The organism is Enterobacter sp. MGH 38 (assembly GCF_000492855.1).
GTDB lineage: Bacteria > Pseudomonadota > Gammaproteobacteria > Enterobacterales > Enterobacteriaceae > Enterobacter > Enterobacter hormaechei_C.
Genome location: NZ_KI535608.1, coordinates 1,432,795 through 1,457,118 on the forward strand (window position 1 = coordinate 1,432,795; position 24,324 = coordinate 1,457,118).

Here is a 24,324-nt window from a genome sequence, read left to right on the forward strand (position 1 = left end):
ATGCTGGTTAATCTTTGCGACTATAAACAGAGCGTGACGCTGATTGCTAACAGCGGCGTGCAGTTTCTCGATTTTGGCTTGACTCCGCAGGACACTGCCAGCAACGGGCGTTTCGTGCGTAAAACGGCAAATGGCCCGCTGTTGCGCCTGGATTTTGATCTGGTTAACGGCCGGTACACGCTGCCTGCCACCGATGGCGGGCAGCCGGAAGTGGTCAAGCCTGAAAGCACCATTCCACTGCATAACTCCCTGAACGTGCTGGACGGCGTCTGGCTGCCGCTCCCTTTCCTGCGCTTTAACCCGCCGCGGACGTTTGTTGATGGCCCGGATAACTGGGCGCGCGTCCAGGTACGAAAGCTTTCCACGCCCGACGCGGCTGGCAATACGCACCGGGTCACCGTCGCGCTCGACAGCCAGATTGCAGAGCATGCGACGTCTGCGCTGTCGCCGGTTGAAAACGATATCCTTAACGGCACGCGTTTCGCGCTCGCCTGGCGCGACAGTGAGGTTGAGAGTTTCCTTGACCAGACCTGGATTGACGGCTGGCTGCGCGAAGCCTTTACGCAGTTTGCCGACGGGGTTGAAAAACGCTCCGAGCGGGAGCTGCATCAGGCCATGCGCAGCTTTGAATATCAGGCACACTGGCTCAACCTGCTCTCCATGCTCGGGGAACAACTCACCGTGCCGGAAGTGAAGTTTGTCACCCATACCCTGAGCACCCCTGCTATTCCTGTCGATCTGATCCTTGACGTAGGCAACACCCACACCTGCGGCGTGATTATTGAAGATCATGGTGATGCCAACGACGGCCTGCGCCAGACGGCTGAACTTCAGGTACGATCTCTGAGTGAGCCACAGTTCCTGAATGAGCCGCTGTTTACCAGCCGTCTTGAATTTTCCGAAGCGCGTTTTGGCAAGCAGCACTTCTCGGTGGAAAGCGGCCGGGAGGATGCATTCGTCTGGCCGTCCATTGTCCGCGTGGGTGATGAAGCGCGTAAGCTGGCAATGCAGCGTCTGGGCACGGAAGGCAACAGTGGAATTTCCAGCCCGCGTCGCTATCTGTGGGACGAGACGCCGGTAGTGCAGGACTGGCGCTTTAGCCAGATGAACAGCAAAACCCAGCGCGAACCGCTGGCAACTGCGTTTCCGCTGATGAACCTGATGAACGACGACGGGGAACCACTCTTTACGCTGCCGCAGGATGAGCGTCTGCCGGTGTTCTCTCCGCAGTACAGCCGCAGCACCCTGATGACGCACATGCTCTGCGAGCTGCTGGCTCAGGCGCTTGGCCAGATTAACAGCGTGGCCACCCGCTTGCGGCTCGGCTTCCCGGCCTCTCCCCGCCAGCTGCGGACGCTGATCCTCACCCTGCCTTCAGCAATGCCGAAACAGGAGCGCGAGATTTTCCGTCGCCGCATGTTCGAAGCCATCGCCATCGTCTGGAAAGCGATGGGCTGGCACCCGCAGGATGAAGATTTTGCCAGCCGCAAGCAGCAGGAAAAAAGCGTGGTGCCGGTCCCTGAGATCCAGATGGAGTGGGACGAGGCCAGCTGCGGCCAGCTGGTGTGGCTGTATAACGAAGCCATTTCCCATTTCGGTGGCCAGACCGAGGCCTTTTTCGCCTCCCTCGCCCGTCCGGATCGCGCGCCTGAGCCTGGCGTCCTGCCGGGGCGTGCGCTGCGCGTGGCCTCGATTGATATCGGCGGCGGCACGACGGATATGGCCATCACGCACTATCAGTTAGATGATGGTTCCGGAAATAACGTCAAAATCACCCCGCAGCTGCTGTTCCGCGAAGGGTTCAAGGTCGCTGGCGATGATACGCTGCTGGACGTGATCCAGCGCTACGTTCTGCCCGCGCTGCAAACCCAGCTTCAGAAATCCGGCATAGCCGATGCCTCCCAACTGATGGCATCCCTGTTCGGTGATTCCGGGCGGATCGATACCCAGGCGGTCCTGCGCCAGCAGACGGCGCTTCAGCTTTTTATGCCGATAGGTCACGCGATCCTGGCGGCGTGGGAATCGAGCGATGTTGACGATCCGCTGGCCGGGCTGCATGCCACCTTTGGCGACCTGCTTACGCAAAAACCGACGCGCAACGTGATGAATTATCTCCAGCAGGCGATTGACCATGCGTTGCCTGCCGGCTCAGAACACTTTGATCTGTTCAGCGTACCGCTGCACGTCAGCTTTCGGGAGATGCGGGACGCCATGCTGGCGGGTCAGTTCACGCTTGCCGCCCCGCTTCATGCGGTATGTGAGGCGATCTCTCACTACAGCTGCGATATCCTGCTGATCACGGGACGGCCGGGCTGCCTGCCGGGCGTTCAGGCCCTGATTCGCCACCTGCAACCGGTGCCCGTCAACCGCATCGTCTGGCTGGATAAATATCAGGTTCATGAATGGTATCCGTTCAGCCAGCAGGGACGGATCGGCAACCCGAAATCCACCGCTGCGGTAGGAGCGATGCTCTGTAGCCTGGCGCTGGATCTTCGTCTGCCGCGTTTTAACTTTAAAGCAGCGGATATCGGCGCGTACTCTACGGTGCGCTATCTGGGCGTGCTGGATAACACGATCAATACCCTGCGGGACGAGAACGTCTGGTATCACGATATCGACCTCGATAAACCCGGCGCGAAACTGGACGCCCGTCTGCACTTCCCGCTGCGCGGCAACGTTACGCTCGGCTTCCGGCAGCTGGCCAATGCCCGCTGGCCCGCGACACCGCTCTATACCCTGAGCATCAACTCTGCCGAGCTGGCGAAAGCCATTGCGGGCGACGGCGTACTGAACGTGCGCCTGAAGCTGCGTGGCGGCACTAAGCAGGAAGGTCCGGAATCTTTCGAGCTGAGTGATGCCTGGCTACAGGACGGCACGCCAGTGCCGCCGGATGCCCTGACCTTTAAACTGAATACTCTGGCCGATCGCCGACACAGCGGCAGCCACTACTGGATCGACAGCGGGAGCGTATACCTCAAATGACTGCGACGACTGCCACCACTCAGGCCTTAATCGGGTGGATCAACGAGACGCGACAGCACGCCCCGATGCTGGATAACGAAGCCGACGCCCTGCTTGCCCGCCTTAACGCACTAAGCGCGCGTGAAGAGGCGCTCGATCGCGCCCTTGTCAGCCAGGGCAGTATCGGCCTATATGGCCACTCGCAGGCCGCGAAAGCGCACCTGCTGGCTGCCCTGTGCGGCAGCGGGGACGAACGGCTGAACGTAACGCCGGGTCAACGCACGTTTGATTACTTCTCGCATATTAACCCCGGGCATGCACCGACCAACATGGCCGTGCGTTTCAGCAGAGCGTCCCGCGAGGTCGCAGACGACGCGTTTCCCCTGCGCCTGCGCCTGGTAACGGAGGCCGAGCTGGTGCAGCTGTTTATCGCGCGCACCACGCTGGATCCGCAGATCCGCGCGGTGGATAAATCGGTGATTGAAGCCCGGCTTGAGAAGTGGCGGGTGCTGCGTCAACCGCAGAGCGTGCCGGGAATGACGGCGCGGGAAGTCGCGACCATTGCCCGGTTCTGGCAAAGCGTAGTACCCGGCGCTAAGCAGCATATTGATGATGCCCTGTGGCACCAGTTTGCTCTGCTGGTTCCGTCGCTTGATCTCAGCACCCGCGCCAGCGTCTGGTCTCTGCTGTGGGGTGAGCAGCAGGAGTTAACCCAGCAGTGGCTTAAATTCGCCCAGGTGCTGCATCAAACCAGCCATGCCAGCGCACTTGCGGCGCCGTTGAGTCTGCTGGTGGACAGCTTTGGTCTACCCTGCGAAGGCTTTCTTACTCACGGGGCGTTTACCGTGCCGGAAGCACAGGAAACACTGCTTCATCCGGTAAAAAACGGCGAGCTGCTTAACGCCATTAGCCTGCCAGTTGATGTACTGGCATCTCTGACCCGCGAAGTTGTGCTGCCCGTTGAGAACTGCGTGCTGGATACCGTTGACGTCATTGATATTCCGGCCATTTCTGAGGAAAACACGCCGCTGATGATGCAGGCAAAATGCCTGTGGTTGCTGGAGCATTATCGTCAGCACATTCAGCCGGATGTCCTAGTTATCTGCAATGCAACGGCGCACCACCAGCAGACCGCGAAAACGGCAAGGCTCCTGCAAAACTGGGTCAAAGAGACGCAGCCGGTTGAAGAATCCGCGTTGCCGGGGCTGGTCTGGGCCATTACCCCTCATGATGCGCGGTTTACCACAAAGCAGAATCTGGACGAAGCGGTGCAGCAATTGCTGGGCCAGCCGGGTCTGCGCTGGGGCACGCTTCAGGCGCTCGATAGCCACAGCATGCAGCGAGTGATTGAGTGGCTGTCGCAGGCTACCCTGCCGGCACAGCGCCAGAAGCGTCTCCGCGCGCTGAAAAGGCTGTTACTAGAGTCGCTGTCAACGCTGATGCGCCCATATGTCTCGCCTCTCACTCAGGAGCCAGGCGCAGGGCGGGCAATGGCCGAAAAAATGGTCCGAACGCTGCAAGGCAGTGCCGCTCGTCATGGTGAACTGCTTGAGGGGCTTCTGCCGCCGTTAAACGCGTTTGAGACGCTGCTGACCGTTCACCAGCCTCGTGAGGAACAGGTCAACGGCCTGTTTAACGATGTTATCGATCTGTTTGCGGAAGAGACGCAGGAAAATCCAGGCGCGTTGCAGACCAAAGACAAAGCGCGGCTGGCCCATAACGTGTGGGTTAACCATCTTCGTCAGTGGAGTCGCAACGACGCGGCGGCTGCCCGTCTGGGCCTGGACGCAGAGGTATTACAGCAGATTGCGGATGTGCTGATCGTTACCAGCTACCGGCTGGATCTGCCGCTGCAACTGCAACGCATTGCAGAAAAAGATAAAAGCAGCGCCGCGCAGCTGCATGCCGCGACAGGCAATTTCATTAGCTGGCTTGGCTATGAACTGACACCCGTCTCTGAACGGCCTGCAAGCCGGATCCGCAAAGGTGAGCCAATTTTTGTGACGCCCGTTGTGAGCAGCGCCTCACCCCGTCTTACCCGACTTGGCGAGCAGCCTGTCCATGCGGCGACAGCCTATGTTTATGACTGGTTGGTTGCGCTCTACACCCGCGCGATTGAGAACGTGGATTATCAGTGTCCGTATGACGTTCAGCCTGCGGCACGGAAAGCCTTGTCTGCCTTGCTGTCTTAATCATTCCAGCCCGCAACAATGCGGGCTGCCCATTCATGAGCCGTTTATGAAGCCAGACAAAGCCTGAGCCAACGCTGACGGGTTTTCCCAGGACATTGAATGGCCCGCATCAGGGATAATTTTTACAGCAACGCCGTTTTGTTGCAGACGATTAAAATCGTCATCAGGTAGGGATCGCTCACCAAAAACTAACATTACCGCGCAGCGCAATGACAAGAACAGGTGTTCCCAGTCAGGTTTAACGCCCTCGACCAGGCTTGTTGCGCCGCGCCAGACGGCCCAGGGGGCATTACTTTGAAGGCTTCCAGTCCACGGCGACGTTTCCGCCCGCAGCATGTCATCATAGCCCTGAGCCAGAAAATGTTGTTCCGTTTGGGCCGCAATTGCCCGGCTGAACATCCCGCCACCCGCATGAAAATTGGGTTCAGACACTATCAGGCCCTTAACGCGCGACGTTAACAGCGTTGCCGTTTCGATCGCGATACTCCCCCCCATGCTATGACCATAGAGCCATAGACTATCCAGGCCGAGATGGTTTAACAGTTCAACCACCACCTGCGCCTGTTCGCTCGTGCGATAACGGTAGATGTCAGGTTTGTCACTGTAACCGCTACCGGGAAGATCGATCAGAATGGCTCTGCGCCCCCCGAAACGGGTATCACAGACAATACGAGGATATTCATACGACGATGCACAGCCCAACCCGTGGATAAACACAACCGGGTCACCGAAACCGGGAAGATCCTGCCAGCGCACAGTGCAGCCTGCTTGCTGCGAATAGAAACTGTTCATAAGCACTCCATGTATGACAAACTGTATATTTATACAGCCTCAATGTATGGAATGCTATGTCTGGATGCCGATTCTGGAAGCGTGCTTCAGAAAAGAGAGATCAACAGGGCAACAGGAAAGCTCATCGGCCAGGTGGAACCCACCAGGAATGCGCTCAACAGGCGAATACGTTTACGATCTTTAGACAGGAACCAGGTGATTAATGCGCAGATGGAGGCCATGATTGCGTAGAACACCAACATCTTTTGATACAACGTCATTCTGTTTACCTGAGCCGAAAAATAACCGCACGCAATATGCGTCATATGTTGACACAGATCAAGTTTTTTCGTTACATCATAACCACTTAAATACTATGGATAATAACAACTGAGTACCTTGTGTAACAACGCCGGGTAAAGCAAAACGGTTATTATTGATAACATGCAAATTAAATGCACTTTTTGATAAATCCATCCCCTCAGAAAGCAGTTTAATAACAGCAGGCTTTTAAGGGAGGAAACATGCTACGCATTCCGCAGAGTTGCATTCACACCCGTTCCACGCCTTTCTGGAACAAAGAAACGGCCCCCGCCGGCATTTTTAAACGTCACCTTGATACGGGCACGCGTCCGGGCGTTTACCCTCGCCTGTCGGTGATGCGTGGCGCAGTGCGTTATCTGGGCTATGCTGATGAATTTACCTCTGAGCCTGACAGCGAGCTCGTCATTGAAGCGGGTCGTTTCGGCGTTTTCCCGCCAGAGAGATGGCACCACATTGAGGTGATGACCGACGACACCCTGTTCAATATTGAATTCTTTGTTGAACCTGAGGTGCTTAAGTCCCTTTAAGCACCCGCCAACATGAAGGAAACTATGATGTTACGTATTCCTGAAAACTTTGTTCATACCCGCTCGACGCCGTTCTGGAATAAAGAGACCGCCCCAAAAGCGCTTTTTACCCATCACAACACCAAAGCCGGCGTGTACGGTCGGTTGTCCGTCATGCAGGGTGCGGTGCGTTACTTTGGCTTTGCCGATGGCGACGCCACCGAGCCCGATCTGGAAGTGGTCATTGAGGCCGGTTCTTTTGGCATCTCCCCACCGCAAAAATGGCACCGCATTGAGCTTCTGACCGACGACACCTATTTTAATATCGACTTTTTCGCGGATCCTGCCGTCACGCTCAGCGGTGCGGGCATCGGTAAAGTGGTCAACACGCATAAGGAGTAAATAATGGGTAAGGCTACCTATACCGTGACCGTCACCAACAACAGCAACGGCGTGTCAGTGGATTATGAAACAGAAGCGCCAATGGAGCTGTTGATCCCGGACGTCGCGGCAGATGTCGTGAAGGATCTGGTGAACACCGTTCGCGCCTACGATACGGAAAATGAACACGAGGTATGTGGCTGGTAAGCTGAATCGCCCGGCACTGCGCCGGGCATGAGGGTTTAGTGTTTAAACATGACATGTCGGACTACCGTGTAATCCTCAAGTCCGTAGACCGACATATCTTTTCCGTAACCGGATAACTTCATCCCGCCGTGCGGCATTTCGCTCACCAGCATAAAATGGGTATTGACCCAGGTGCAGCCATACTGCAACCGTGCGCTGAGGCGATGGGCGCGTCCGACGTCTTTTGTCCAGACGGACGAGGCCAGGCCGTATTGCGAATCGTTAGCCCAGTTCAGCACCTGCGCTTCATCCTCAAATTCTGTCACGCTGACCACCGGGCCAAACACTTCTCGCTGGACGATCGCATCTTCCTGCTTCGCCCCGGCCAGCAGCGTTGGCTGGAAGTAATATCCTGCCCCCTCTTTTTTACTGCCACCGGTGACGACGCGGATATGTCCAAGGGTTTTGGCTTCGTCCACGGCAGCACAAACGCGGGAAAGATGCGCTGCGGAGCTGAGCGGGCCCAGCTCGGTTGAAGCATCGTCCGGCGCGCCCATTTTCAGGCTGGCAACGGCTGCGCCCAGCTTTTCGACCAGCGCGGGGTAAATCCCCTTCTGGGCATAGATACGACAGGCTGCGGTACAATCCTGACCAGCATTGTAGAAACCAAACGTACGCACGCCTTCAACCACGGCATCCAAATCTGCATCGTCAAAGACAATGACCGGCGCTTTTCCGCCCAATTCCATATGGGTACGTTTAACTGAAGATGCGGTATGCCCGATAATATGTTCTCCGGTAGCAATAGAGCCGGTGAGAGAAACCATACGGACTTTTTCGTGACCGGTCAGCGGATCTCCTACGGTTTTGCCGCGACCAAACAGCACGTTCAACACGCCTGGCGGGAAGATATCTTTCGCCAGTTCCGCCAGCTTCAGCGCCGTCAACGGGGTGATTTCAGACGGCTTGATGACGACACAATTTCCCGCCGCCAGCGCGGGCGCCAGCTTCCACGCCGCCATCATCAGAGGATAGTTCCAGGGCGCAATAGAGGCGACAACGCCAACCGGGTCGCGGCGGATCATCGAAGTATGTCCTTCGAGGTATTCTCCGGCAGCCAGCCCGTTCAGGCAGCGGGCGGCCCCGGCAAAGAAGCGAAACACATCGACCACGGCCGGGATCTCGTCCCCCTGGACACAGTGCAGCGGTTTCCCGCAGTTAAGGGATTCCAGATTTGCGAACGCGTCAGCGTTGGCTTCTATCACATCAGCCAGTTTCAACAGACATTCGGCGCGCGTTTTCGGCGTCGTTTGTCCCCACTCTGTGAACGCGCGATCGGCAGCCTGGACGGCAGCGTCCACCTGTGCTTCCGACGCTTCAGCAATCTCCAGCAGCACTTCACCCGTGGCAGGATTATAAACCGCCTGCTTCTCACCTTCGCCGGCCACCAGTTCACCATTAATCAGCAATTGATTTTGCATAGCATCGTCCTGTTGAAATCGACATTGTTTTCGCTGTCAGCACACGTTCTGGCGGACATGTACGTGACAACGTCACGTCACCAATCCGCACTCCCTTACTAAAGGTAGACCGCGCGTCATGTCGCTTCAGGAATTTTCATCAAGGTGTGACTGGGTGCAGCATCATTTCGCGGATTACCCCCGCCAGCTGGACGACCGCCTGCTCCTCCCGCTCGCCCCATCCCCATGAGGTATTGAAACGGAAAAACGGTGTCCAGATATTGGAGGTGGAAAACATCTTGCCGGGCGCAATGCTGATTTGATGGGTTAACGCCTTCTCACTCAACCGCCCCGCATCCAGCTGTTCAGGCAGTTCCAGCCATAAAAAGTAGCCGCTGTCGTTATGATGGATTTTGACGCCGGCAGGCATATGGCGCAAAAGCGATTGCCAGGCCTGCTGTTTGCGTTCAGCAAGCGTGCGTCGCAGGCGGCGAAGGTGGGCGTCGTAACGTTTGGTCGCCAGGTAATCCACCAGCGCCAGCTGCATGGGAGAACTGGTGGATAACGTACTCATCAGCTGCAACTGCTGAATACGGCGCGCATGTTTTCCCGCCGCCACCCAGCCAATACGAAAACCAGCCACCAGACACTTGGAGAATGAGGAGCAGTGCAACGTCATATCCTGCTTATCCCAGGCCTTTGCCGGAAGCGGCTTTTCGCGGCCAAAGTAGAGTTCGCTGTAAACATCGTCTTCAATCAGCGTGACGTTATGCCGGGTTAATAACGCCACCAGCTGAGCTTTCTTCTCTGCACTCAGCGTGAAGCCGAGCGGGTTCTGACTGTTGGTCATCAGCCAGCAGGCTTTCACCGGATAATCATTTAATGCCTGCTCAAGGGCACTGAGATCGATGCCCTCACGCACGTCAGTGGCAACCGACAGCGCTTTCAGTTTCAGACGTTCAAGCGCCTGGAGTGCGCCATAAAAACAGGGATTTTCAACGATAACCCAGTCCCCTGGTTCAGTCACAGCCTGCAAACTGAGGTTGAGCGCCTCAAGCGCACCCGCGGTGATCACAATTTCATCCGGGGAGATATTCATTCCCTGCTGAGCGTAGCGACGGGCAATGGCATGACGTAAGTCGACGTTACCCGGCGGCAGGTTTTCAATCACGCTCATGGCGGTAGCCGTTTTGCTGACGTTAGCCAGCGATCGGTTGAGTTGCTGAAGCGGGAAAAGGCGCGGATCGGGAAACGCCGAGGCAAAAGGGACAACGGAGGGGTCGCGGCTGGCCTGTAGCACGTCGAAGATATAGGTGTTAATGTCGACCACCTCATCGCGCATCACCTGCGCGGGCGGTGCAGGCTGGTGTGTGGTCGGGCGGGCGGCAACGTAATAGCCTGACTGCGGTCTGGCAACAATGCGCCCCTGACTTTCCAGCATCTGATACGCGTGGCCCACGGTCATAAAACTCATGCCGCTGCTTGCCACCTGCTCTCGCAGAGAAGGCAGCTTATCGCCCGGCAACCATACGCCAAGCTCAATCTGCGAGATAATTTGTTGCGCCAGACGCTGGTATTTTTTCATCAGATTCTCCTTATTGCTGACAGTGTATATCAGCAGGAGAAAAAGAGAAGATTTTGCTAACTGTTATGGGAAACGCGGCAGATTACTTGCGGTACTCAGTAATGTGATTCTGAGCCGAACGCGCTGCGGCCAGGTGGTCGAGCGTGATCATTGGCGATTTGCAGAAAATGCATTTCGCGCCGAACGGATTTTTGTCAGACACATCAAAAGCTGAGGTGCGGTACTGCGAGCCATGACAGCATGGGCAGCGGAAATGGATATAAGAAGTCATAGGATTCTCCTGTAAACGTAAAAACGTAAATTACTCATGAGCCGATCAGGCAAAAAATGGTTCGATACAAAACTAATCGGAATGTAGATAAAGACCCAAGAGAGGCTGCGGAGAGGCACAACGTGATGAGAACTGCTTTATAAAACTACGTCAGATATTTATTTGGATTCAAAACCAGAAATCCATTAACGCATGTTGCTGGCGACAAAGCAAGCTGTTTAATGCGTAATAATCATAAAAAGAAATTTTTTATTCTTACTTGTTAGCTATATCAGCCAGATAAAGTTCACCTTTTCACACAACTGTTATAGGTAAATTATCAATTTCTGCTTCTGATATCTCATTCCCCCCCTCTTTATCATAACAGTACACCGTTTAACATTGAGGCAATGCATGTTTGGTCCAGATGCGTTTCATCTTGCGCGAATACAGTTCGCCTTTACCGTATCCTTTCATATTATTTTTCCGGCGATAACCATTGGCCTGGCGAGCTATCTCGCCGTGCTGGAAGGGCTGTGGCTGAGAACAAAAAATCCCGTCTGGCGATCGCTGTACCATTTCTGGTCAAAGATCTTCGCCGTCAACTTTGGGATGGGCGTGGTCTCCGGCCTGGTGATGGCTTATCAGTTTGGCACCAACTGGAGCGGGTTTTCGCAGTTCGCGGGCGGTATTACCGGCCCCCTGCTGACCTATGAAGTGCTTACCGCGTTCTTCCTTGAGGCGGGGTTCCTCGGGGTGATGTTGTTTGGCTGGAATAAGGTCGGGCCGGGGCTGCACTTCTTTTCGACCTGCATGGTCGCCCTGGGGACCCTCATGTCTACGTTCTGGATCCTCTCGTCAAACAGCTGGATGCAGACACCGCAAGGGTATGAAATCATCAACGGTCAGGTCGTTCCGGTGGACTGGTTTGCCGTGGTGTTTAACCCCTCCTTCCCTTACCGCCTGCTGCACATGTCGATAGCGGCATTTCTCAGCAGCGCACTGTTTGTTGGTGCCTCCGCGGCCTGGCATTTGCTGCGCGGAAACAATACCCCCGCTATTCGCACTATGTTCTCCATGGCGTTGTGGATGACGTTAATCGTGGCCCCAGTCCAGGCGCTGGTGGGGGATATGCACGGGCTTAATACCTTAAAACACCAGCCAGCGAAAATAGCCGCCATCGAAGGTCACTGGGAGAATCCGCCGGGTGAGCCTACTCCACTGCTGCTGTTTGGCTGGCCGGATATGGAGCAGGAACGGACCCGTTTTGGCCTGGAAATTCCCGCTCTCGGCAGCCTGATCCTGACCCACAGTCTCGATAAACAGGTTCCGGCATTGAAGGAGTTCCCAAAAGAAGATCGCCCGAACGCCACCATTGTCTTCTGGTCTTTCCGCATCATGGCCGGCCTGGGGATGTTGATGCTGCTCCTGGGCGTGACGGCAATCTGGCTGCGTTACAAACAGCGCCTTTATACATCACGTTCCTTCCTGTGGTTTGCCCTGCTGATGGGACCGTCCGGGCTGATCGCGATCCTCGCCGGATGGGTAACAACGGAGGTCGGCCGCCAGCCGTGGGTCGTCTATGGACTACAGCGTACGAAGGATGCGGTTTCCGCGCATGGCGATCTGCACATGAGCATCAGTTTGCTGGCCTTCTTCGTGGTTTATACCGCGGTATTCGGCGTGGGTTACAGCTATATGGTGCGTCTGATTAAAAAAGGGCCGCAGCCCCATGAATCCTTCGCGACTGAATCCGATGGCCGCCCTGCTAGTCCGCTTTCTGCCGTCACCACTGAATTTAAGGAGTAACCGTAATGGGTATCGATCTTTCCATTATCTGGTTCGTGATTATCGTTTTCGCCACGTTGATGTATATCGTGATGGACGGTTTTGATCTGGGGATAGGCATCCTGTTTCCGGCAACGCCGAATGCGGACGACCGCGACGTGATGGTCAACAGCGTGGCTCCCGTCTGGGATGGCAACGAAACCTGGCTGGTGCTTGGCGGTGCGGCCCTGTTTGGCGCCTTTCCTCTCGCCTATGCGGTTATCATCGACGCGCTAACCATTCCACTGACAATAATGCTGATCGGGCTTATATTTCGTGGGGTCGCCTTCGAATTTCGCTTCAAGGCCACTCCGGCGCACCGCCCGTTCTGGGATAAGGCCTTTATTGGCGGGTCAATTGTGGCGACCTTCAGCCAGGGCATCACCGTCGGTGCGGTCATCCAGGGGTTCAGCGTCACCGGTCGAGCTTACAGCGGTGGTCCGTTTGACTGGTTTACCGCGTTCAATTTTTTCTGCGGTGCGGGTCTTGTAGTGGCTTACGCGCTGCTAGGATCAACGTGGCTGGTAATGAAAAGCGAAAATGCCCTGCAAAAGCGGATGCGTCAGGTATCGAAAGTGCTTCTGCTCCTGCTTCTGGTATTCATTGCAGTAATCAGTATCTGGACCCCTCTCGCCCAACCAGCTATTGCTGCGCGCTGGTTTACGCTGCCGAATCTGTTTTATCTGCTGCCTGTTCCTGCGCTGGTTGCGATCCTGAGTCTGTGCCAGTGGCGCTGCCTGCACGATCCTGCGAGCCATACCCTGCCGTTTATCATGACGTTAGGGCTGGTTTTTCTTGGCTTTAGCGGGCTTGGGATCAGCATCTGGCCGCATATCATCCCGCCGGACATTACCCTCTGGCAGGCCGCTGCGCCAGCCCAAAGCCAGGGCTTTATGTTAGTGGGTGCACTGTTGATCATTCCCGTGATTCTGGTCTACACCTTCTGGAGTTATTACGTTTTTCGCGGAAAAGTACAGCATGAGGAGGGTTATCACTGATGCAACAACCTGTATGGAAACGTTTGATGTGGCTTGCCATCATCTGGGGCGGCAGCGTCCTGGCGCTGGCCTGCGTAAGTATGCTCTTTAAAATGCTGATGGCCGCAGCTGGATTTAAATCGCACTAACTCGCTGACCGGGCGCGCCGCCGCCCGGTCCCTTCCCGCACTTTCAGATAAACCCCATTAACACCCAGGAGGGTATGGTTACACTGAAAAAATATTTACAGCATTGATAGTTTGAGTAGAAAAATGAAAAAGCTCGCGGCAGTAAGTTTAATCAGCCTTGTACTGGCTGGATGCGTTAATCCTGGTAAAGCCTCCGTTCAGACCGATCAGTTAGAGAATCACCGTTTCGTTCTTGAAAATGTGGATGGCAAAGCAGTCAAAGGCGGGAAAACGCAGCCTGACATTCGCTTCAGTGCGCAACCCAATATCAGCCTGATCAACAACATTGTCGTCTCCGGCACAATGTGCAACGGCTTCAACGGCCAGGGTAAACTGTCCGAAGGAGAGTTGACGGTCAAAACGCTGGCAATGACGCGGAAACTCTGCACCGAGCCGCAGCTAAATGAACTGGATCAGACCATCGCCGATATGCTACGCACAGGCGCACAGGTAGACCTGACCGAAGACCAGTTAACGCTGGCGACAGCCAATAAGACATTGATGTTTAAGCGAGTTGAATAACTCAGTAGCTTCCGCACGAACCAACGGCAAGCGACTGCTCACTACAGCGTTTGCCATTTGGCAACGCGCACATGCCGATGGCTGAGCCGTCGAGCTGACGGGCAACGGAGAGTGAACCGCCGATCATTGCGCAGTTGGCCTGACCTGAACTGGACATAGCCGCTCGCATACCCGGCGTAACGTGTGCCGCTGTCGCCTGCTGTACTGGTTCATTGCTGCATGCCGACAACAGTAACGCGGCACATCCGACCCAAAATGCTGAACGCATACCTTCCTCCCCATAATTAACGCGAAACCTATGCATAATAGGCATCACGCGCCGCATCGTCGAGAGCGGATGTGCGTATTTATGCGCCCTGGTAACAATTTCTCGCAATTTTTTAACGCGAATAGCCTTCGAGTCATTGATACAGCGCATACCAAGGACACAAAAGCGAAAATCGTAAAACCTGAGCTTTGCTAAAATACACAGATAATATTCAGGGTCTGTCGTCGTTTTACAGACCCCTCTTTTTGCGCAATGTAAGGGTGTTGTCCTATGCAAACTATTGACGGCAATGGTGCAGTCGCGTCTGTTGCGTTTCGTACCAGCGAAGTGATCGCCATCTACCCCATCACTCCCAGCTCCACGATGGCTGAACAGGCTGACGCCTGGGCTGGTAATGGGATAAAAAACGTCTGGGGCGATGTCCCGCGGGTTGTTGAGATGCAGTCCGAAGCCGGGGCCATTGCCACCGTGCATGGTGCGTTGCAGACCGGTGCCCTGTCGACCTCGTTTACGTCGTCTCAGGGGCTGCTGTTGATGATCCCCACGCTTTACAAGCTGGCAGGGCAATTAACGCCGTTTGTGTTGCACGTTGCCGCACGCACCGTAGCCACTCACGCTCTCTCTATTTTTGGCGACCACTCAGACGTGATGGCCGTGCGTCAGACCGGCTGCGCTATGCTCTGCGCCAGCAGCGTACAGGAAGCACAGGACTTCGCGCTGATATCGCATATCGCTACGCTGAAAAGCCGAGTGCCATTTATTCATTTCTTCGATGGTTTTCGCACGTCCCACGAGATCAACAAAATCGTTCCACTGCCGGACGACACCATTCTGAATCTGCTGCCGCAGGCTGACATCGATGCGCATCGCGCTCGCGCCCTCAATCCTGAACATCCGGTGATCCGGGGTACCTCTGCGAACCCGGATACCTATTTCCAGTCCCGCGAGGCGACAAACCCGTGGTACAACGCGGTGTATGAGCACGTTGAACAGGCGATGGACGATTTTGCCGCTGCGACGGGCCGCGAATATAAGCCGTTTGAATATTACGGTCATCCGCAGGCCGAGCGCGTGATCGTCCTGATGGGCTCTGCCATCGGCACCTGCGAAGAGGTGGTCGATGAGCTGCTGACGCGTGGTGAAAAAGTTGGCGTGCTCAAAGTTCGCCTCTACCGTCCCTTCTCAGCGAAACACCTGCTCGCAGCCCTCCCGGACAGCGCGCGTGCCGTGGCAGTACTGGACCGCACCAAAGAACCTGGCGCACAGGCTGAGCCACTTTATCTGGATGTGATGACCGCACTGGCTGAGGCGTTTAACCGCGGTGAGCGCGAAACGCTGCCGCGCGTCATTGGCGGGCGTTATGGATTGTCTTCAAAAGAGTTCGGGCCGGAGTGCGTCCTTGCGGTATTTGCTGAACTGCGCGAGGCAAAACCGAAGCCGCGCTTTACGGTCGGCATTTATGATGACGTGACTAACCTTTCTCTCCCTTTGCCGGAAAACACCCTGCCCTCGAATGCGAAACTGGAAGCGCTGTTCTACGGTCTGGGCAGCGACGGCAGCGTCTCGGCGACCAAGAACAACATCAAAATTATCGGCAACTCTACGCCGTGGTATGCGCAAGGATATTTCGTCTACGACTCCAAAAAAGCGGGCGGACTTACCGTCTCCCACCTGCGCGTCAGCGAACACCCGATCCGCTCGGCATACCTGATTTCTCAGGCGGATTTTGTTGGCTGTCACCAGCTCCAGTTCATTGATAAATATCAGATGGCCGAGCGCCTGAAGCCCGGCGGTATTTTCCTGATCAACACCCCTTACAGCGCCGACGAGGTCTGGGCACGCCTGCCCCAGGAAGTGCAGGCAGTGCTTAACCAGAAACAGGCGCGCCTGTATGTCATTAACGCCGCGAAGATCGCCCGCGAATGCGGCCTGGCGGCGCGCATCAATACGGTTATGCAGATGGCGTTCTTCCACCTGACCAATATTCTGCCGGGCGACAGCGCGCTGATGGAACTCCAGGGGGCGATCGCCAAAAGCTACAGCAGCAAAGGTCAGGAACTGGTTGAGCGCAACTGGCAGGCGCTGGCGCTGGCCCGCGAATCGCTGTTCGAGGTGCCGTTGCAGCCGGTCAATGCCAGCAGTCCGAACCGGCCGCCAGTGGTGTCTGACGCCGCCCCGGATTTCGTCAAAACCGTCACGGCGGCGATGCTTGCCGGACTGGGAGATACCCTTCCCGTCTCTGCGCTTCCGCCTGACGGCACCTGGCCGATGGGCACGACCCGCTGGGAAAAACGCAACATTGCCGAAGCGATCCCTATCTGGAAAGAAGAGCTGTGCACCCAGTGCAACCACTGCGTGGCGGCCTGCCCACACTCGGCTATTCGCGCCAAAGTGGTGTCACCAGAAGCGTTAGATGGCGCACCGGAAAGTTTGCACTCGCTGGATGTAAAATCCCGCGATATGCGTGGTCAGAAATATGTTCTTCAGGTGGCGCCGGAAGACTGTACCGGCTGTAACCTGTGCGTCGAGGTGTGCCCGGCGAAAGATCGTCAGGACCCGTCAATCAAAGCCATCAATATGATGTCGCGTCTTGAACATGTTGAAGAAGAGAAAGTGAATTATGATTTCTTCCTCGACCTGCCCGAAATCGATCGCAACAAGCTGGAACGCATTGACATTCGTACCTCGCAGCTCATCACCCCGCTCTTCGAGTACTCCGGGGCGTGCTCCGGCTGCGGCGAAACACCGTATATCAAACTGCTTACCCAGCTTTACGGCGACCGGATGCTGATTGCCAACGCGACGGGCTGCTCGTCGATCTACGGAGGTAACCTGCCGTCCACGCCGTACACTACCGACGCAAACGGTCGCGGCCCGGCGTGGGCAAACTCGCTTTTCGAGGACAACGCAGAATTTGGTCTGGGATTCCGTCTGACGGTCGATCAGCACCGCGCCCGCATAATGCGTCTGCTGGCACAGTTTGCCGATAAGATCCCGGCAGAACTGAATGATGCCCTGCATGCGGAGGCCACACCTGACGTTCGTCGCGCGCAGGTTGCTGAACTGCGCCACGCGCTTCAGGGTGTTGAAGGGGCTGAACAACTCCTGACTGATGCTGACGCGTTGGTTGAAAAATCTATCTGGCTGATCGGCGGCGACGGGTGGGCCTACGATATTGGTTTCGGTGGTCTTGATCATGTCCTGAGCCTGACCGAAAACGTCAATATTCTGGTGCTCGATACTCAGTGTTATTCCAACACCGGCGGACAGGCCTCGAAAGCAACGCCATTGGGAGCGGTCACGAAATTTGGTGAGCACGGCAAGCGCAAGGCGCGTAAAGATTTGGGCGTCAGCATGATGATGTATGGGCACGTCTACGTCGCGCAAATTTCGCTTGGGGCGCAGCTCAACCAGACGGTGAAAGCCATTCAGGAAGCGGAAGCGTATCCAGGCCCGTCGCTGATCATCGCCTACAGTCCGTGTGAGGAGCATGGCTACGATCTGGCACTCAGCCACGACCAGATGCGTCAGCTCACCGCAACCGGCTTCTGGCCACTGTACCGCTTTGACCCGCGCCGTGCCGATGAAGGGAAATTGCCGCTGGCGCTGGATTCGCGTCCGCCGTCAGACGCCCTTGCCGAAACCTTACTTCAGGAGCAGCGTTTCCGCAGGCTGAACGCCCAGCAGCCTGAAGTAGCAGAGCAGCTATGGAAGGATGCGGCAGCGGATCTTCAGAAGCGTTATGACTTTCTGGCGCAACTGGCAGGAAAAGCCGAAAAATCGACCAGTGAATAACCTGTATGCCCGGCTTGTCCGGGCATTTTTTTGCTATAAAAAAGCCCGATGCACGTGCACCGGGCGAATCCAGAAGATCGGTGAAAATTGCCTCAATGTTCTGAACAATATTCACGTGAATTATGGATGAAATAATCTTAAAGGCATATAACGGCGTGGAGATTACCTTGTTTTCCTCGTAATTAATAATTTTTATTTTGTATTGATTATAATAATCCATTCATGACGTTTATCATTATTTCAACCGCATCATTTAGTTTAGATTTTACTTAACCCGTAACAATTATATTTTATTCATCCGCCGCCAGAGTGATTTAGCATGGGACACCTTTCCAGCCCGGAAAGTTCACTAAGCAATAAAAAAATAACTGCAAAGGAATAATCAAAATGCAAAGAAAAGTACTGGCACTGATGATCCCCGCTTTGTTAATGGCTGGAGCCGCTCACGCAGCTGAAATTTATAATAAAGACGGCAATAAACTGGATCTGTATGGCAAAGTAGATGGTCTGCATTATTTCTCTGACGACGCGTCTAAAGATGGCGATCAAACCTATATGCGTCTGGGTTTTAAAGGTGAAACCCAAATCAACGACATGATGACCGGCTTCGCCCAATGGGAATACAACATTCAGGCAAACAACACCGAAGGTTCTGACAATCAGTCCTGGACGCGTCTGGCCTTCGCGGGCGTGAAGGTGGGCGATTACGGCTCCTTCGATTACGGCCGCAACTATGGCGTCCTGTACGACGTTGAAGGCTGGACCGATATGCTGCCAGAATTTGGTGGCGACTCTTATACTTATGCCGATAACTTTATGACCGGTCGTGCAAACGGCGTGGCGACCTACCGTAACACCGACTTCTTTGGTCTGGTGCAGGGTCTGAACTTCGCGGTGCAGTATCAGGGTAATAATGAAGGCAGCAACTCTGACGAGTATGGCTGCTCTCAGGAAGGCACTAATAACCGTTCAGATAACAACATTCGTAATCAAAACGGTGATGGCTTCGGTATCTCCACCACCTATGACTTTGGCATGGGCTTCAGCGCGGGCGCGGCATATGCGTCATCTGACCGTACCAACGATCAGGTTAGTGCTGGCACTGGCGCAGCATCTCAGTATGCAGGAGGCGATAAGGCGGATGCATGGACTGCCGGCCTGAAATATGACGCTAACAATATTTACCTGGCGGCAATGTATTCCGAAACCCGCAATATGACCCCTTATGGTTCAACCGATAGCCAAGATGGCGGCGGTATTGCAAACAAAACCCAGAACTTCGAAGTCACCGCACAATATCAGTTCGATTTCGGTCTGCGTCCGGCCATTTCCTATTTACAGTCTAAAGGTAAAGACCTGGGCAATGGCCAGGACGATAAAGACCTGGTAAAATATGCTGACGTCGGTGCTACCTATTATTTCAACAAAAATATGTCCACCTATGTTGATTATAAAATCAACCTGCTGGATGAAGATGATTCATTCTACAAAAACAATGGCATCGGTACGGATGACATTGTAGCGTTAGGTCTGGTTTACCAGTTCTAATCCCGTTAGCCCGCAGCGATCTGCGGGCTAGTTTTCATCGCTGTTTCGTCTGTTCTTTACGGAAAGAGAGATAGCCAAATACCCCGCTGTCGTCATCCATAGGGTGATTTACTCCATCCATTACCGCCACTTCCGGGAAGTCGAATGGCGTGACATTTTCCAGACAGGCGACATTCACACCATATTCATTGGGATTGGAACGTCGTTGGTGGAACGTGTAAATACCGCAAATCGAACAGAAGAAATGGCGCGCCGTGCCGGTGTTGAAACGGTACTCTGTGAGCGTGTCCGCGCCCTGCGTCACCTTAATGCCCGTCAAAGGCGCTGAAACCACGACCGCCCCACGCATCCTGCAAAACGAGCAGCTACATCGACGTGCGGTATTCAGGCCGTCCGTCAGCTCAACCGTAAATTTCACCGCCCCACAATGACACTGTGCATGACGAATGTCAGCCATCGCTTATACCCCTTTTCTCACTAACTCAGCCGCTTTTAAAAAGACCTCATCTTCGACACCATCCCCCTTCTGCCTGCCGAGCCTTACCAGTTCATCGACAATACTTTCACGGTTGATGATCTTCTGGGATGAAACCAGCCCGATAACGGCGGCACCAATCGCCAGCCCAACTAATCCTGTCTGCTCGTCTTTATTTTTCATAGAAGCGCTCCCTTGTCCCCCTCAAAAGCGTAGCAGGAGAACTGTAAAACGCGCTGGTACGCGGGAATGAGATCCGTGCTTTATCTCACCCGTTCATCCGGCAAAAAAGGGCTGGATTCTGAGCGGTTATCAGACGACGTTGATGAGGATAACGTGAATAGCGGTGCGCGTAGAGAGGCCGTAATGGGTGTTAAAACCGCCTTCGTAAAGGCGGTTGGTCATTACTCTGGATCTTTATCGCCTGATTCAGGCGCTGAGCCAGGATCATCTTTCGGTTTTCTTCTATCCTTTTCCGGGTTATCCGGGCTGGGATTATAATCAGGATGGTCACCATGAACGGGACGGTCAGTCATTTTCACCTCCGTTTTTACTGCGTAAGCTGTAAGTGTAGACAACCCTTCAGTCTTAACCAAACTTCTCCTGTGGGGCTCATTTGTAAATCGTGCTGGCATTCGGCGCTGCAATCCGTACCATACACGACACACTTTCGCATGCTGGTTTTTACCGGTAGCCGCAAACCCGTCTTTTATCGCTAACCAGATGGGGCACGTAAATGCGCAGATGGTGTATGAAATCTATGCTACATGGATAGAAGAGATGAACACGAAGCTGACGCTTTGAAATCGTTTTCCTCACCCTGTGCCCCATTTGAGATCTGAGTAACGAATAGATGCAACAAAATCAAGAGATTAACAAGAAAGAACAATACAACCTGAATAAGCTACGCTGATTTTATTAACTCATTGATTGCTTTCGTTTTGTCAATTTATTCAATTAGTTAAAGCATAGCAGTTTCTCCCTAAAGCTACCCAGTAATACATTTTTAATGCCCTTTTTTTGCCCCTATTCCTCAGTTTTGCCCCTAAATTTGCCCCTAACTTTAGCCAGTGTGCCCTCCTTTTTCTCCCTGCCATATACTTTCAGTCTGACTGACTGGAGGTTTCTATGTGTGGACGTTTTGCACAAGCACAAACCCGTGAAGAATATCTGGCTTACCTGGCTCATGAAGCCGTTCGCGACATCGCATACGACCCGGAACCCATTGGCCGATACAACGTCGCGCCCGGTACCAAAGTTCTGTTGCTGAGCGAACGAGACGAACAGTTGCACCTCGATCCTGTCCTGTGGTCATATGCGCCCGGGTGGTGGGATAAGCCGCCACTGATTAACGCTCGCATCGAGACGGCGGCCACCAGCAGAATGTTTAAACCTCTCTGGCAGCATGGCCGGGCGATATGCTTCGCCGACGGATGGTTCGAATGGAAGAAGGAAGGCGACAAGAAACAGCCCTACTTTATTCACCGGGCAGATGGTCAGCCCATTTTCATGGCAGCGATCGGCAGTACGCCATTTGAGCGTGGTGATGAAGCAGAAGGTTTTCTGATTGTGACGTCTGCAGCTGACAAAGGACTGGTCGATATTCACGACCGACGGCCACTGGTTCTGTCACCGGAAGCAGCACGAGAATGGATGCGTCCTGGTGTAGGAGGGAACGAAGCTGAAGGAATAGTTGCCGACGGGACAGTGTCCGCCGACATGTTTATCTGGCATGCAGTGTCGCATGCTGTGGGTAATGTACGATACAACAATTCAAATGCAATCAGAGCGATAAACTAATCTTTGATTTTATACTTTTCATGCTGAATATTTTTCCTTGTATTTATTGCCAATGCCTTGAGTTTGCTGTGAGAAATACAACCTATTATTGCAATAAAGAAGACCACAGTCACACTTATGCAACAATTGTTTTTTATAGTAAGAATCAAGTCATTCATTGGCGCACTTAGTTCTTTTTTATTTACCAAGCAATAGAAAATATAATTTAACGTTGCCGCAGCAAACCAAATAAAAAAGGAAAGCACCCACTCAAAAAACCAAAAAACTCTTTTCTGTAGAGACAGAATGTAATTCTTCTCAGTTAACCATTCCAAAGAATCGACAACCACAAAATTGTAGTAAACAATTCTTTTCTTTCTGGTGAAAAATCCTTTAGATACTTTTATTCTTGTATGAATTGTAAGTGAGTTTGGGAGCCCTATATCTATTAAATTACGACTCACCCATTCGCAACGAAAGCTTTTCCACCACTTCCATATATGGAAGTAATCTCTGCAATTGCTGACAATGGGTTTGAAAAAAGAGACTGCCTCGCCTCTAAAAACTATAAAGAATTTTTGATTTTTATCCCCTACGGTACTAACACCCAGATTAGGATTGAACCGAGATGTAGCATAACATCTACCGCCTGTTAATGACATAAGACATCTAGACTTTAGTATATTGCTAAAATTATCCTCTCCATTCGAGAAGTGGTATAAGTGAGTTGCCTTTTGAGATAACCGCATCTTCAAAAACAACACAACAAAAATAAAAAAAGCACCAAATGGAATTAGTAAAACTGTAAAAACCCCTGATAAAAATAATGCAATTTTAATTAAGCACACAAAGAACCTTTTGGTAAAACTATTGCTAATGCTTTTACCATTAACTCGACCACTCATACCCCCCCCATTAATTTATCAAAAATCCACATGAAACTGCATTCAGCACCCACCCAAAAAAATTAAGTCAACTAAACCTATTCATGGTATTTCTAGATGTTAAGCTCACTAACAAAAGCTAAACTTATCTGTATACATTCCAGCATATTATGGAATTATTTCACCCTAAGCAAATCATCGAATCTGGTAGTATACCGAGGCGACAACATTTGACGTTTCATCTGCCACTGCTGCTGCATACCCTGCCCGGCAAAGAAGAGGGTTCCCTTTCCGTCTTTCGCGTTCAGGTGATCGAGCACTTCCATCAAACTTTCGCTACCAGCCCGCGGCGCGTTCTCATCAAAAAGGTTTAACTGCGCCACGCCCTGGCTGAAAAAGTCACCCAGCATAATGCCTGCTTTCTGGTACCGGTGACCATCCTTCCAGATTTTGTCCAGGCACTTTACCGCGGCGTTGATAATGTCGCGTGAGTCCTGAGTAGGGGTGAGAAGCTTCATTGACGCACTGTTGCCGTAATATGTCTCATTCAGGGCAAAGGGTGAAGTCTTCACGAACGTAGAGATAAAGCGGCAGTACTGATGTTCCCCCCGAAGTTTTTCAGCACCACGGGCGGCATAGCTACAGATAGCCTGGCGCATCTGTTCATACTCAGTAACGCGTTCGCCGAATGACCGACTACAGACGATTTCCTGCTTTGCCGGTGCAAACTCTTCAAGATCGAGACAAGGCTCGCCGCGCAGCTCCCGGACAGTCCGCTCGAGTACAACGTTAAAGTGCTTTCTGATTATCCACGTGCTCTGCTCCGAAAGGTCCAGCGCAGTTTTGATACCCATGGCGTTCAGCTTCTTACTAATACGCCTGCCGACGCCCCATACGTCCTCAATGGGTACCAGGGCAAGGAGTCGGCGCTGGCGATCGATATTTGACAGGTCCACTACACCGCCCGTCTGCCGCTGCCATTTCTTTGCGGCGTGGTTGGCGAGTTTAGCGAGAGTTTTTGTCTGAGCAATGCCAACGCCAACGGTGAGGTGAGTACGCTTCTGAACCGTAGCACGGATCTCTTTGCCGAACTCCGTCAGGTCCCGGCAGTTGCGAACACCAGTCAGGTCGCAAAAAGCTTCGTCGATGCTGTAAATTTCGACGCGAGGGCTCATTTCCTCCAGTGTTGTCATTACCCGGTTCGACATATCAGCATACAGCTCATAGTTGCTGCTGAAGCAAACAACGCCCGCGCGCCGGAAAAGCTCTTTTTGCTTGAAAAATGGCTCCCCCATGGTGATTCCTGCCGCTTTTGCTTCTGCGCTGCGTGCGATTACACAGCCATCGTTATTTGAGAGAACAACAACAGGCCGCCCTCTCAGGTCCGGCCTGAATACAGTCTCGCATGATGCGTAGAACGAATTCACATCACAGAGCGCAAACAT

At 53.6% G+C, this 24,324-nt stretch carries 23 protein-coding genes and 1 pseudogene; 13 read left to right on the forward strand and 11 right to left on the reverse strand.

Annotated features, from left to right (window positions below):
- Both L384_RS04630 and L384_RS04625 read left to right on the forward strand, forming a co-directional pair.
- The gene (locus L384_RS04630; RefSeq protein WP_003856965.1) at positions 1-2,982 is read left to right on the forward strand and encodes a virulence factor SrfB; all 2,982 of its coding nucleotides are present in this window, start codon (positions 1-3) and stop codon (positions 2,980-2,982) included.
- Positions 2,979-5,153 carry a virulence factor SrfC family protein gene (locus tag L384_RS04625; RefSeq protein WP_023324698.1) on the forward strand — a complete coding sequence of 725 codons (2,175 nt, stop codon included), beginning with the start codon at positions 2,979-2,981 and terminating at the stop codon, positions 5,151-5,153. Before L384_RS04630 ends, L384_RS04625 begins: the two co-directional genes overlap by 4 nt.
- 33 nt (positions 5,154-5,186) lie before the next feature.
- On the opposite strand, the gene L384_RS04620 is transcribed toward L384_RS04625, so the two are convergent.
- The gene (locus tag L384_RS04620; protein ID WP_023324699.1) at positions 5,187-5,945 is read right to left on the reverse strand and encodes an alpha/beta fold hydrolase; all 759 of its coding nucleotides are present in this window, start codon (positions 5,943-5,945) and stop codon (positions 5,187-5,189) included.
- A gap of 86 nt (positions 5,946-6,031) precedes the next feature.
- Entirely contained in the window at positions 6,032-6,205 is a 174-nt protein-coding gene (locus tag L384_RS04615; RefSeq protein WP_003856960.1) for a GhoT/OrtT family toxin, read from the reverse strand.
- A gap of 243 nt (positions 6,206-6,448) precedes the next feature.
- Here L384_RS04615 and L384_RS04610 point away from each other — a divergent pair, with 243 nt between their 5' ends.
- From L384_RS04610 to L384_RS04600, 3 genes are read left to right on the forward strand one after another with little or no spacing between them, the layout of a single operon-like run.
- Complete coding sequence (locus L384_RS04610) at positions 6,449-6,775, forward strand: TehB family protein (RefSeq protein ID WP_023303799.1); 327 nt, start codon at positions 6,449-6,451, stop codon at positions 6,773-6,775.
- A 27-nt stretch (positions 6,776-6,802) separates the two neighbouring features.
- Complete coding sequence (locus L384_RS04605) at positions 6,803-7,156, forward strand: TehB family protein (RefSeq protein ID WP_003856958.1); 354 nt, start codon at positions 6,803-6,805, stop codon at positions 7,154-7,156.
- 3 nt (positions 7,157-7,159) lie between these two features.
- Complete coding sequence (locus tag L384_RS04600) at positions 7,160-7,342, forward strand: DUF1869 domain-containing protein (RefSeq protein ID WP_003856955.1); 183 nt, start codon at positions 7,160-7,162, stop codon at positions 7,340-7,342.
- A gap of 35 nt (positions 7,343-7,377) precedes the next feature.
- On the opposite strand, the gene patD is transcribed toward L384_RS04600, so the two are convergent.
- From patD to L384_RS04585, 3 genes are all read right to left on the reverse strand, one after another.
- Complete coding sequence (patD, locus tag L384_RS04595; protein WP_003856950.1) at positions 7,378-8,802, reverse strand: aminobutyraldehyde dehydrogenase; 1,425 nt, start codon at positions 8,800-8,802, stop codon at positions 7,378-7,380.
- Positions 8,803-8,941: 139 nt separating this feature from the next.
- On the reverse strand, positions 8,942-10,366 hold the full coding sequence (locus tag L384_RS04590) for an aminotransferase-like domain-containing protein (RefSeq protein ID WP_003856948.1): 1,425 nt from the start codon (positions 10,364-10,366) through the stop codon (positions 8,942-8,944).
- 82 nt (positions 10,367-10,448) lie between these two features.
- Entirely contained in the window at positions 10,449-10,637 is a 189-nt protein-coding gene (locus L384_RS04585; protein WP_003856945.1) for a cold shock small protein YmcF, read from the reverse strand.
- A 393-nt stretch (positions 10,638-11,030) separates the two neighbouring features.
- Between L384_RS04585 and L384_RS04580 the strand changes: the two genes are divergently transcribed.
- The 4 genes from L384_RS04580 (at position 11,031) to hslJ (ending at position 14,130) form a co-directional block, all read left to right on the forward strand.
- Positions 11,031-12,425 (forward strand): cytochrome ubiquinol oxidase subunit I, encoded by a 1,395-nt coding sequence (locus L384_RS04580; protein ID WP_023324700.1) that lies wholly within the window; start codon positions 11,031-11,033, stop codon positions 12,423-12,425.
- A gap of 5 nt (positions 12,426-12,430) precedes the next feature.
- Positions 12,431-13,441 (forward strand): cytochrome d ubiquinol oxidase subunit II, encoded by a 1,011-nt coding sequence (gene cydB, locus L384_RS04575; protein WP_023324701.1) that lies wholly within the window; start codon positions 12,431-12,433, stop codon positions 13,439-13,441.
- Complete coding sequence (locus L384_RS04570; RefSeq protein ID WP_017693358.1) at positions 13,441-13,569, forward strand: DUF2474 domain-containing protein; 129 nt, start codon at positions 13,441-13,443, stop codon at positions 13,567-13,569. The genes cydB and L384_RS04570 overlap by 1 nt, the downstream gene beginning before the upstream one ends.
- A gap of 123 nt (positions 13,570-13,692) precedes the next feature.
- The gene (gene hslJ / locus L384_RS04565; protein WP_003856937.1) at positions 13,693-14,130 is read left to right on the forward strand and encodes a heat shock protein HslJ; all 438 of its coding nucleotides are present in this window, start codon (positions 13,693-13,695) and stop codon (positions 14,128-14,130) included.
- 1 nt (position 14,131) lies between these two features.
- Here hslJ and L384_RS04560 read toward each other — a convergent pair whose 3' ends face one another.
- Complete coding sequence (locus L384_RS04560; protein WP_003856935.1) at positions 14,132-14,398, reverse strand: putative hemolysin; 267 nt, start codon at positions 14,396-14,398, stop codon at positions 14,132-14,134.
- Between the two features lie 270 nt (positions 14,399-14,668).
- Here L384_RS04560 and nifJ point away from each other — a divergent pair, with 270 nt between their 5' ends.
- Complete coding sequence (gene nifJ / locus L384_RS04555; protein WP_023324702.1) at positions 14,669-18,193, forward strand: pyruvate:ferredoxin (flavodoxin) oxidoreductase; 3,525 nt, start codon at positions 14,669-14,671, stop codon at positions 18,191-18,193.
- Between the two features lie 387 nt (positions 18,194-18,580).
- Complete coding sequence (gene ompC / locus L384_RS04550; protein WP_023324703.1) at positions 18,581-19,741, forward strand: porin OmpC; 1,161 nt, start codon at positions 18,581-18,583, stop codon at positions 19,739-19,741.
- Between the two features lie 34 nt (positions 19,742-19,775).
- On the opposite strand, the gene L384_RS04545 is transcribed toward ompC, so the two are convergent.
- From L384_RS04545 to L384_RS22810, 3 genes are all read right to left on the reverse strand, one after another.
- Positions 19,776-20,198: a GFA family protein gene (locus L384_RS04545; protein WP_023324704.1), complete on the reverse strand. Its 423-nt coding sequence runs from the start codon at positions 20,196-20,198 to the stop codon at positions 19,776-19,778.
- A 3-nt stretch (positions 20,199-20,201) separates the two neighbouring features.
- Entirely contained in the window at positions 20,202-20,399 is a 198-nt protein-coding gene (locus tag L384_RS04540) for a hypothetical protein (protein ID WP_003856931.1), read from the reverse strand.
- A 221-nt stretch (positions 20,400-20,620) separates the two neighbouring features.
- Positions 20,621-20,752 carry a hypothetical protein gene (locus tag L384_RS22810; RefSeq protein ID WP_255343908.1) on the reverse strand — a complete coding sequence of 44 codons (132 nt, stop codon included), beginning with the start codon at positions 20,750-20,752 and terminating at the stop codon, positions 20,621-20,623.
- 70 nt (positions 20,753-20,822) lie between these two features.
- Here L384_RS22810 and L384_RS22105 point away from each other — a divergent pair.
- Positions 20,823-21,020 (forward strand): annotated as a pseudogene (locus L384_RS22105) (tyrosine-type recombinase/integrase); the annotation flags it as partial.
- 324 nt (positions 21,021-21,344) lie between these two features.
- Entirely contained in the window at positions 21,345-22,016 is a 672-nt protein-coding gene (locus tag L384_RS04535; RefSeq protein WP_023324705.1) for an SOS response-associated peptidase, read from the forward strand.
- Here the strand turns inward: L384_RS04535 and L384_RS04530 are convergent.
- Positions 22,013-22,900 carry a hypothetical protein gene (locus tag L384_RS04530; protein WP_023324706.1) on the reverse strand — a complete coding sequence of 296 codons (888 nt, stop codon included), beginning with the start codon at positions 22,898-22,900 and terminating at the stop codon, positions 22,013-22,015. The two genes, L384_RS04535 and L384_RS04530, sit on opposite strands and share 4 nt — an antisense overlap.
- A 155-nt stretch (positions 22,901-23,055) precedes the next feature.
- Positions 23,056-24,324, reverse strand: coding sequence for a Y-family DNA polymerase (locus L384_RS04525; protein WP_032628257.1), 1,269 nt, complete (start codon positions 24,322-24,324; stop codon positions 23,056-23,058).

What these genes read in the sequence shown, in the direction of transcription:
- L384_RS04630 (WP_003856965.1), top strand. Translation starts at nt 1, where the DNA reads ATGCTGGTTAATCTTTGCGACTATAAACAGAGCGTGACGCTGATTGCT.
- L384_RS04625 (WP_023324698.1), top strand. Translation starts at nt 2,979, where the DNA reads ATGACTGCGACGACTGCCACCACTCAGGCCTTAATCGGGTGGATCAAC.
- L384_RS04620 (WP_023324699.1), bottom strand. Translation starts at nt 5,945, where the DNA reads ATGAACAGTTTCTATTCGCAGCAAGCAGGCTGCACTGTGCGCTGGCAG.
- L384_RS04615 (WP_003856960.1), bottom strand. Translation starts at nt 6,205, where the DNA reads ATGACGTTGTATCAAAAGATGTTGGTGTTCTACGCAATCATGGCCTCC.
- L384_RS04610 (WP_023303799.1), top strand. Translation starts at nt 6,449, where the DNA reads ATGCTACGCATTCCGCAGAGTTGCATTCACACCCGTTCCACGCCTTTC.
- L384_RS04605 (WP_003856958.1), top strand. Translation starts at nt 6,803, where the DNA reads ATGTTACGTATTCCTGAAAACTTTGTTCATACCCGCTCGACGCCGTTC.
- L384_RS04600 (WP_003856955.1), top strand. Translation starts at nt 7,160, where the DNA reads ATGGGTAAGGCTACCTATACCGTGACCGTCACCAACAACAGCAACGGC.
- patD (WP_003856950.1), bottom strand. Translation starts at nt 8,802, where the DNA reads ATGCAAAATCAATTGCTGATTAATGGTGAACTGGTGGCCGGCGAAGGT.
- L384_RS04590 (WP_003856948.1), bottom strand. Translation starts at nt 10,366, where the DNA reads ATGAAAAAATACCAGCGTCTGGCGCAACAAATTATCTCGCAGATTGAG.
- L384_RS04585 (WP_003856945.1), bottom strand. Translation starts at nt 10,637, where the DNA reads ATGACTTCTTATATCCATTTCCGCTGCCCATGCTGTCATGGCTCGCAG.
- L384_RS04580 (WP_023324700.1), top strand. Translation starts at nt 11,031, where the DNA reads ATGTTTGGTCCAGATGCGTTTCATCTTGCGCGAATACAGTTCGCCTTT.
- cydB (WP_023324701.1), top strand. Translation starts at nt 12,431, where the DNA reads ATGGGTATCGATCTTTCCATTATCTGGTTCGTGATTATCGTTTTCGCC.
- L384_RS04570 (WP_017693358.1), top strand. Translation starts at nt 13,441, where the DNA reads ATGCAACAACCTGTATGGAAACGTTTGATGTGGCTTGCCATCATCTGG.
- hslJ (WP_003856937.1), top strand. Translation starts at nt 13,693, where the DNA reads ATGAAAAAGCTCGCGGCAGTAAGTTTAATCAGCCTTGTACTGGCTGGA.
- L384_RS04560 (WP_003856935.1), bottom strand. Translation starts at nt 14,398, where the DNA reads ATGCGTTCAGCATTTTGGGTCGGATGTGCCGCGTTACTGTTGTCGGCA.
- nifJ (WP_023324702.1), top strand. Translation starts at nt 14,669, where the DNA reads ATGCAAACTATTGACGGCAATGGTGCAGTCGCGTCTGTTGCGTTTCGT.
- ompC (WP_023324703.1), top strand. Translation starts at nt 18,581, where the DNA reads ATGCAAAGAAAAGTACTGGCACTGATGATCCCCGCTTTGTTAATGGCT.
- L384_RS04545 (WP_023324704.1), bottom strand. Translation starts at nt 20,198, where the DNA reads ATGGCTGACATTCGTCATGCACAGTGTCATTGTGGGGCGGTGAAATTT.
- L384_RS04540 (WP_003856931.1), bottom strand. Translation starts at nt 20,399, where the DNA reads ATGAAAAATAAAGACGAGCAGACAGGATTAGTTGGGCTGGCGATTGGT.
- L384_RS22810 (WP_255343908.1), bottom strand. Translation starts at nt 20,752, where the DNA reads ATGACTGACCGTCCCGTTCATGGTGACCATCCTGATTATAATCCCAGC.
- L384_RS04535 (WP_023324705.1), top strand. Translation starts at nt 21,345, where the DNA reads ATGTGTGGACGTTTTGCACAAGCACAAACCCGTGAAGAATATCTGGCT.
- L384_RS04530 (WP_023324706.1), bottom strand. Translation starts at nt 22,900, where the DNA reads ATGAGTGGTCGAGTTAATGGTAAAAGCATTAGCAATAGTTTTACCAAA.
- L384_RS04525 (WP_032628257.1), bottom strand. Translation starts at nt 24,324, where the DNA reads ATGTTTGCGCTCTGTGATGTGAATTCGTTCTACGCATCATGCGAGACT.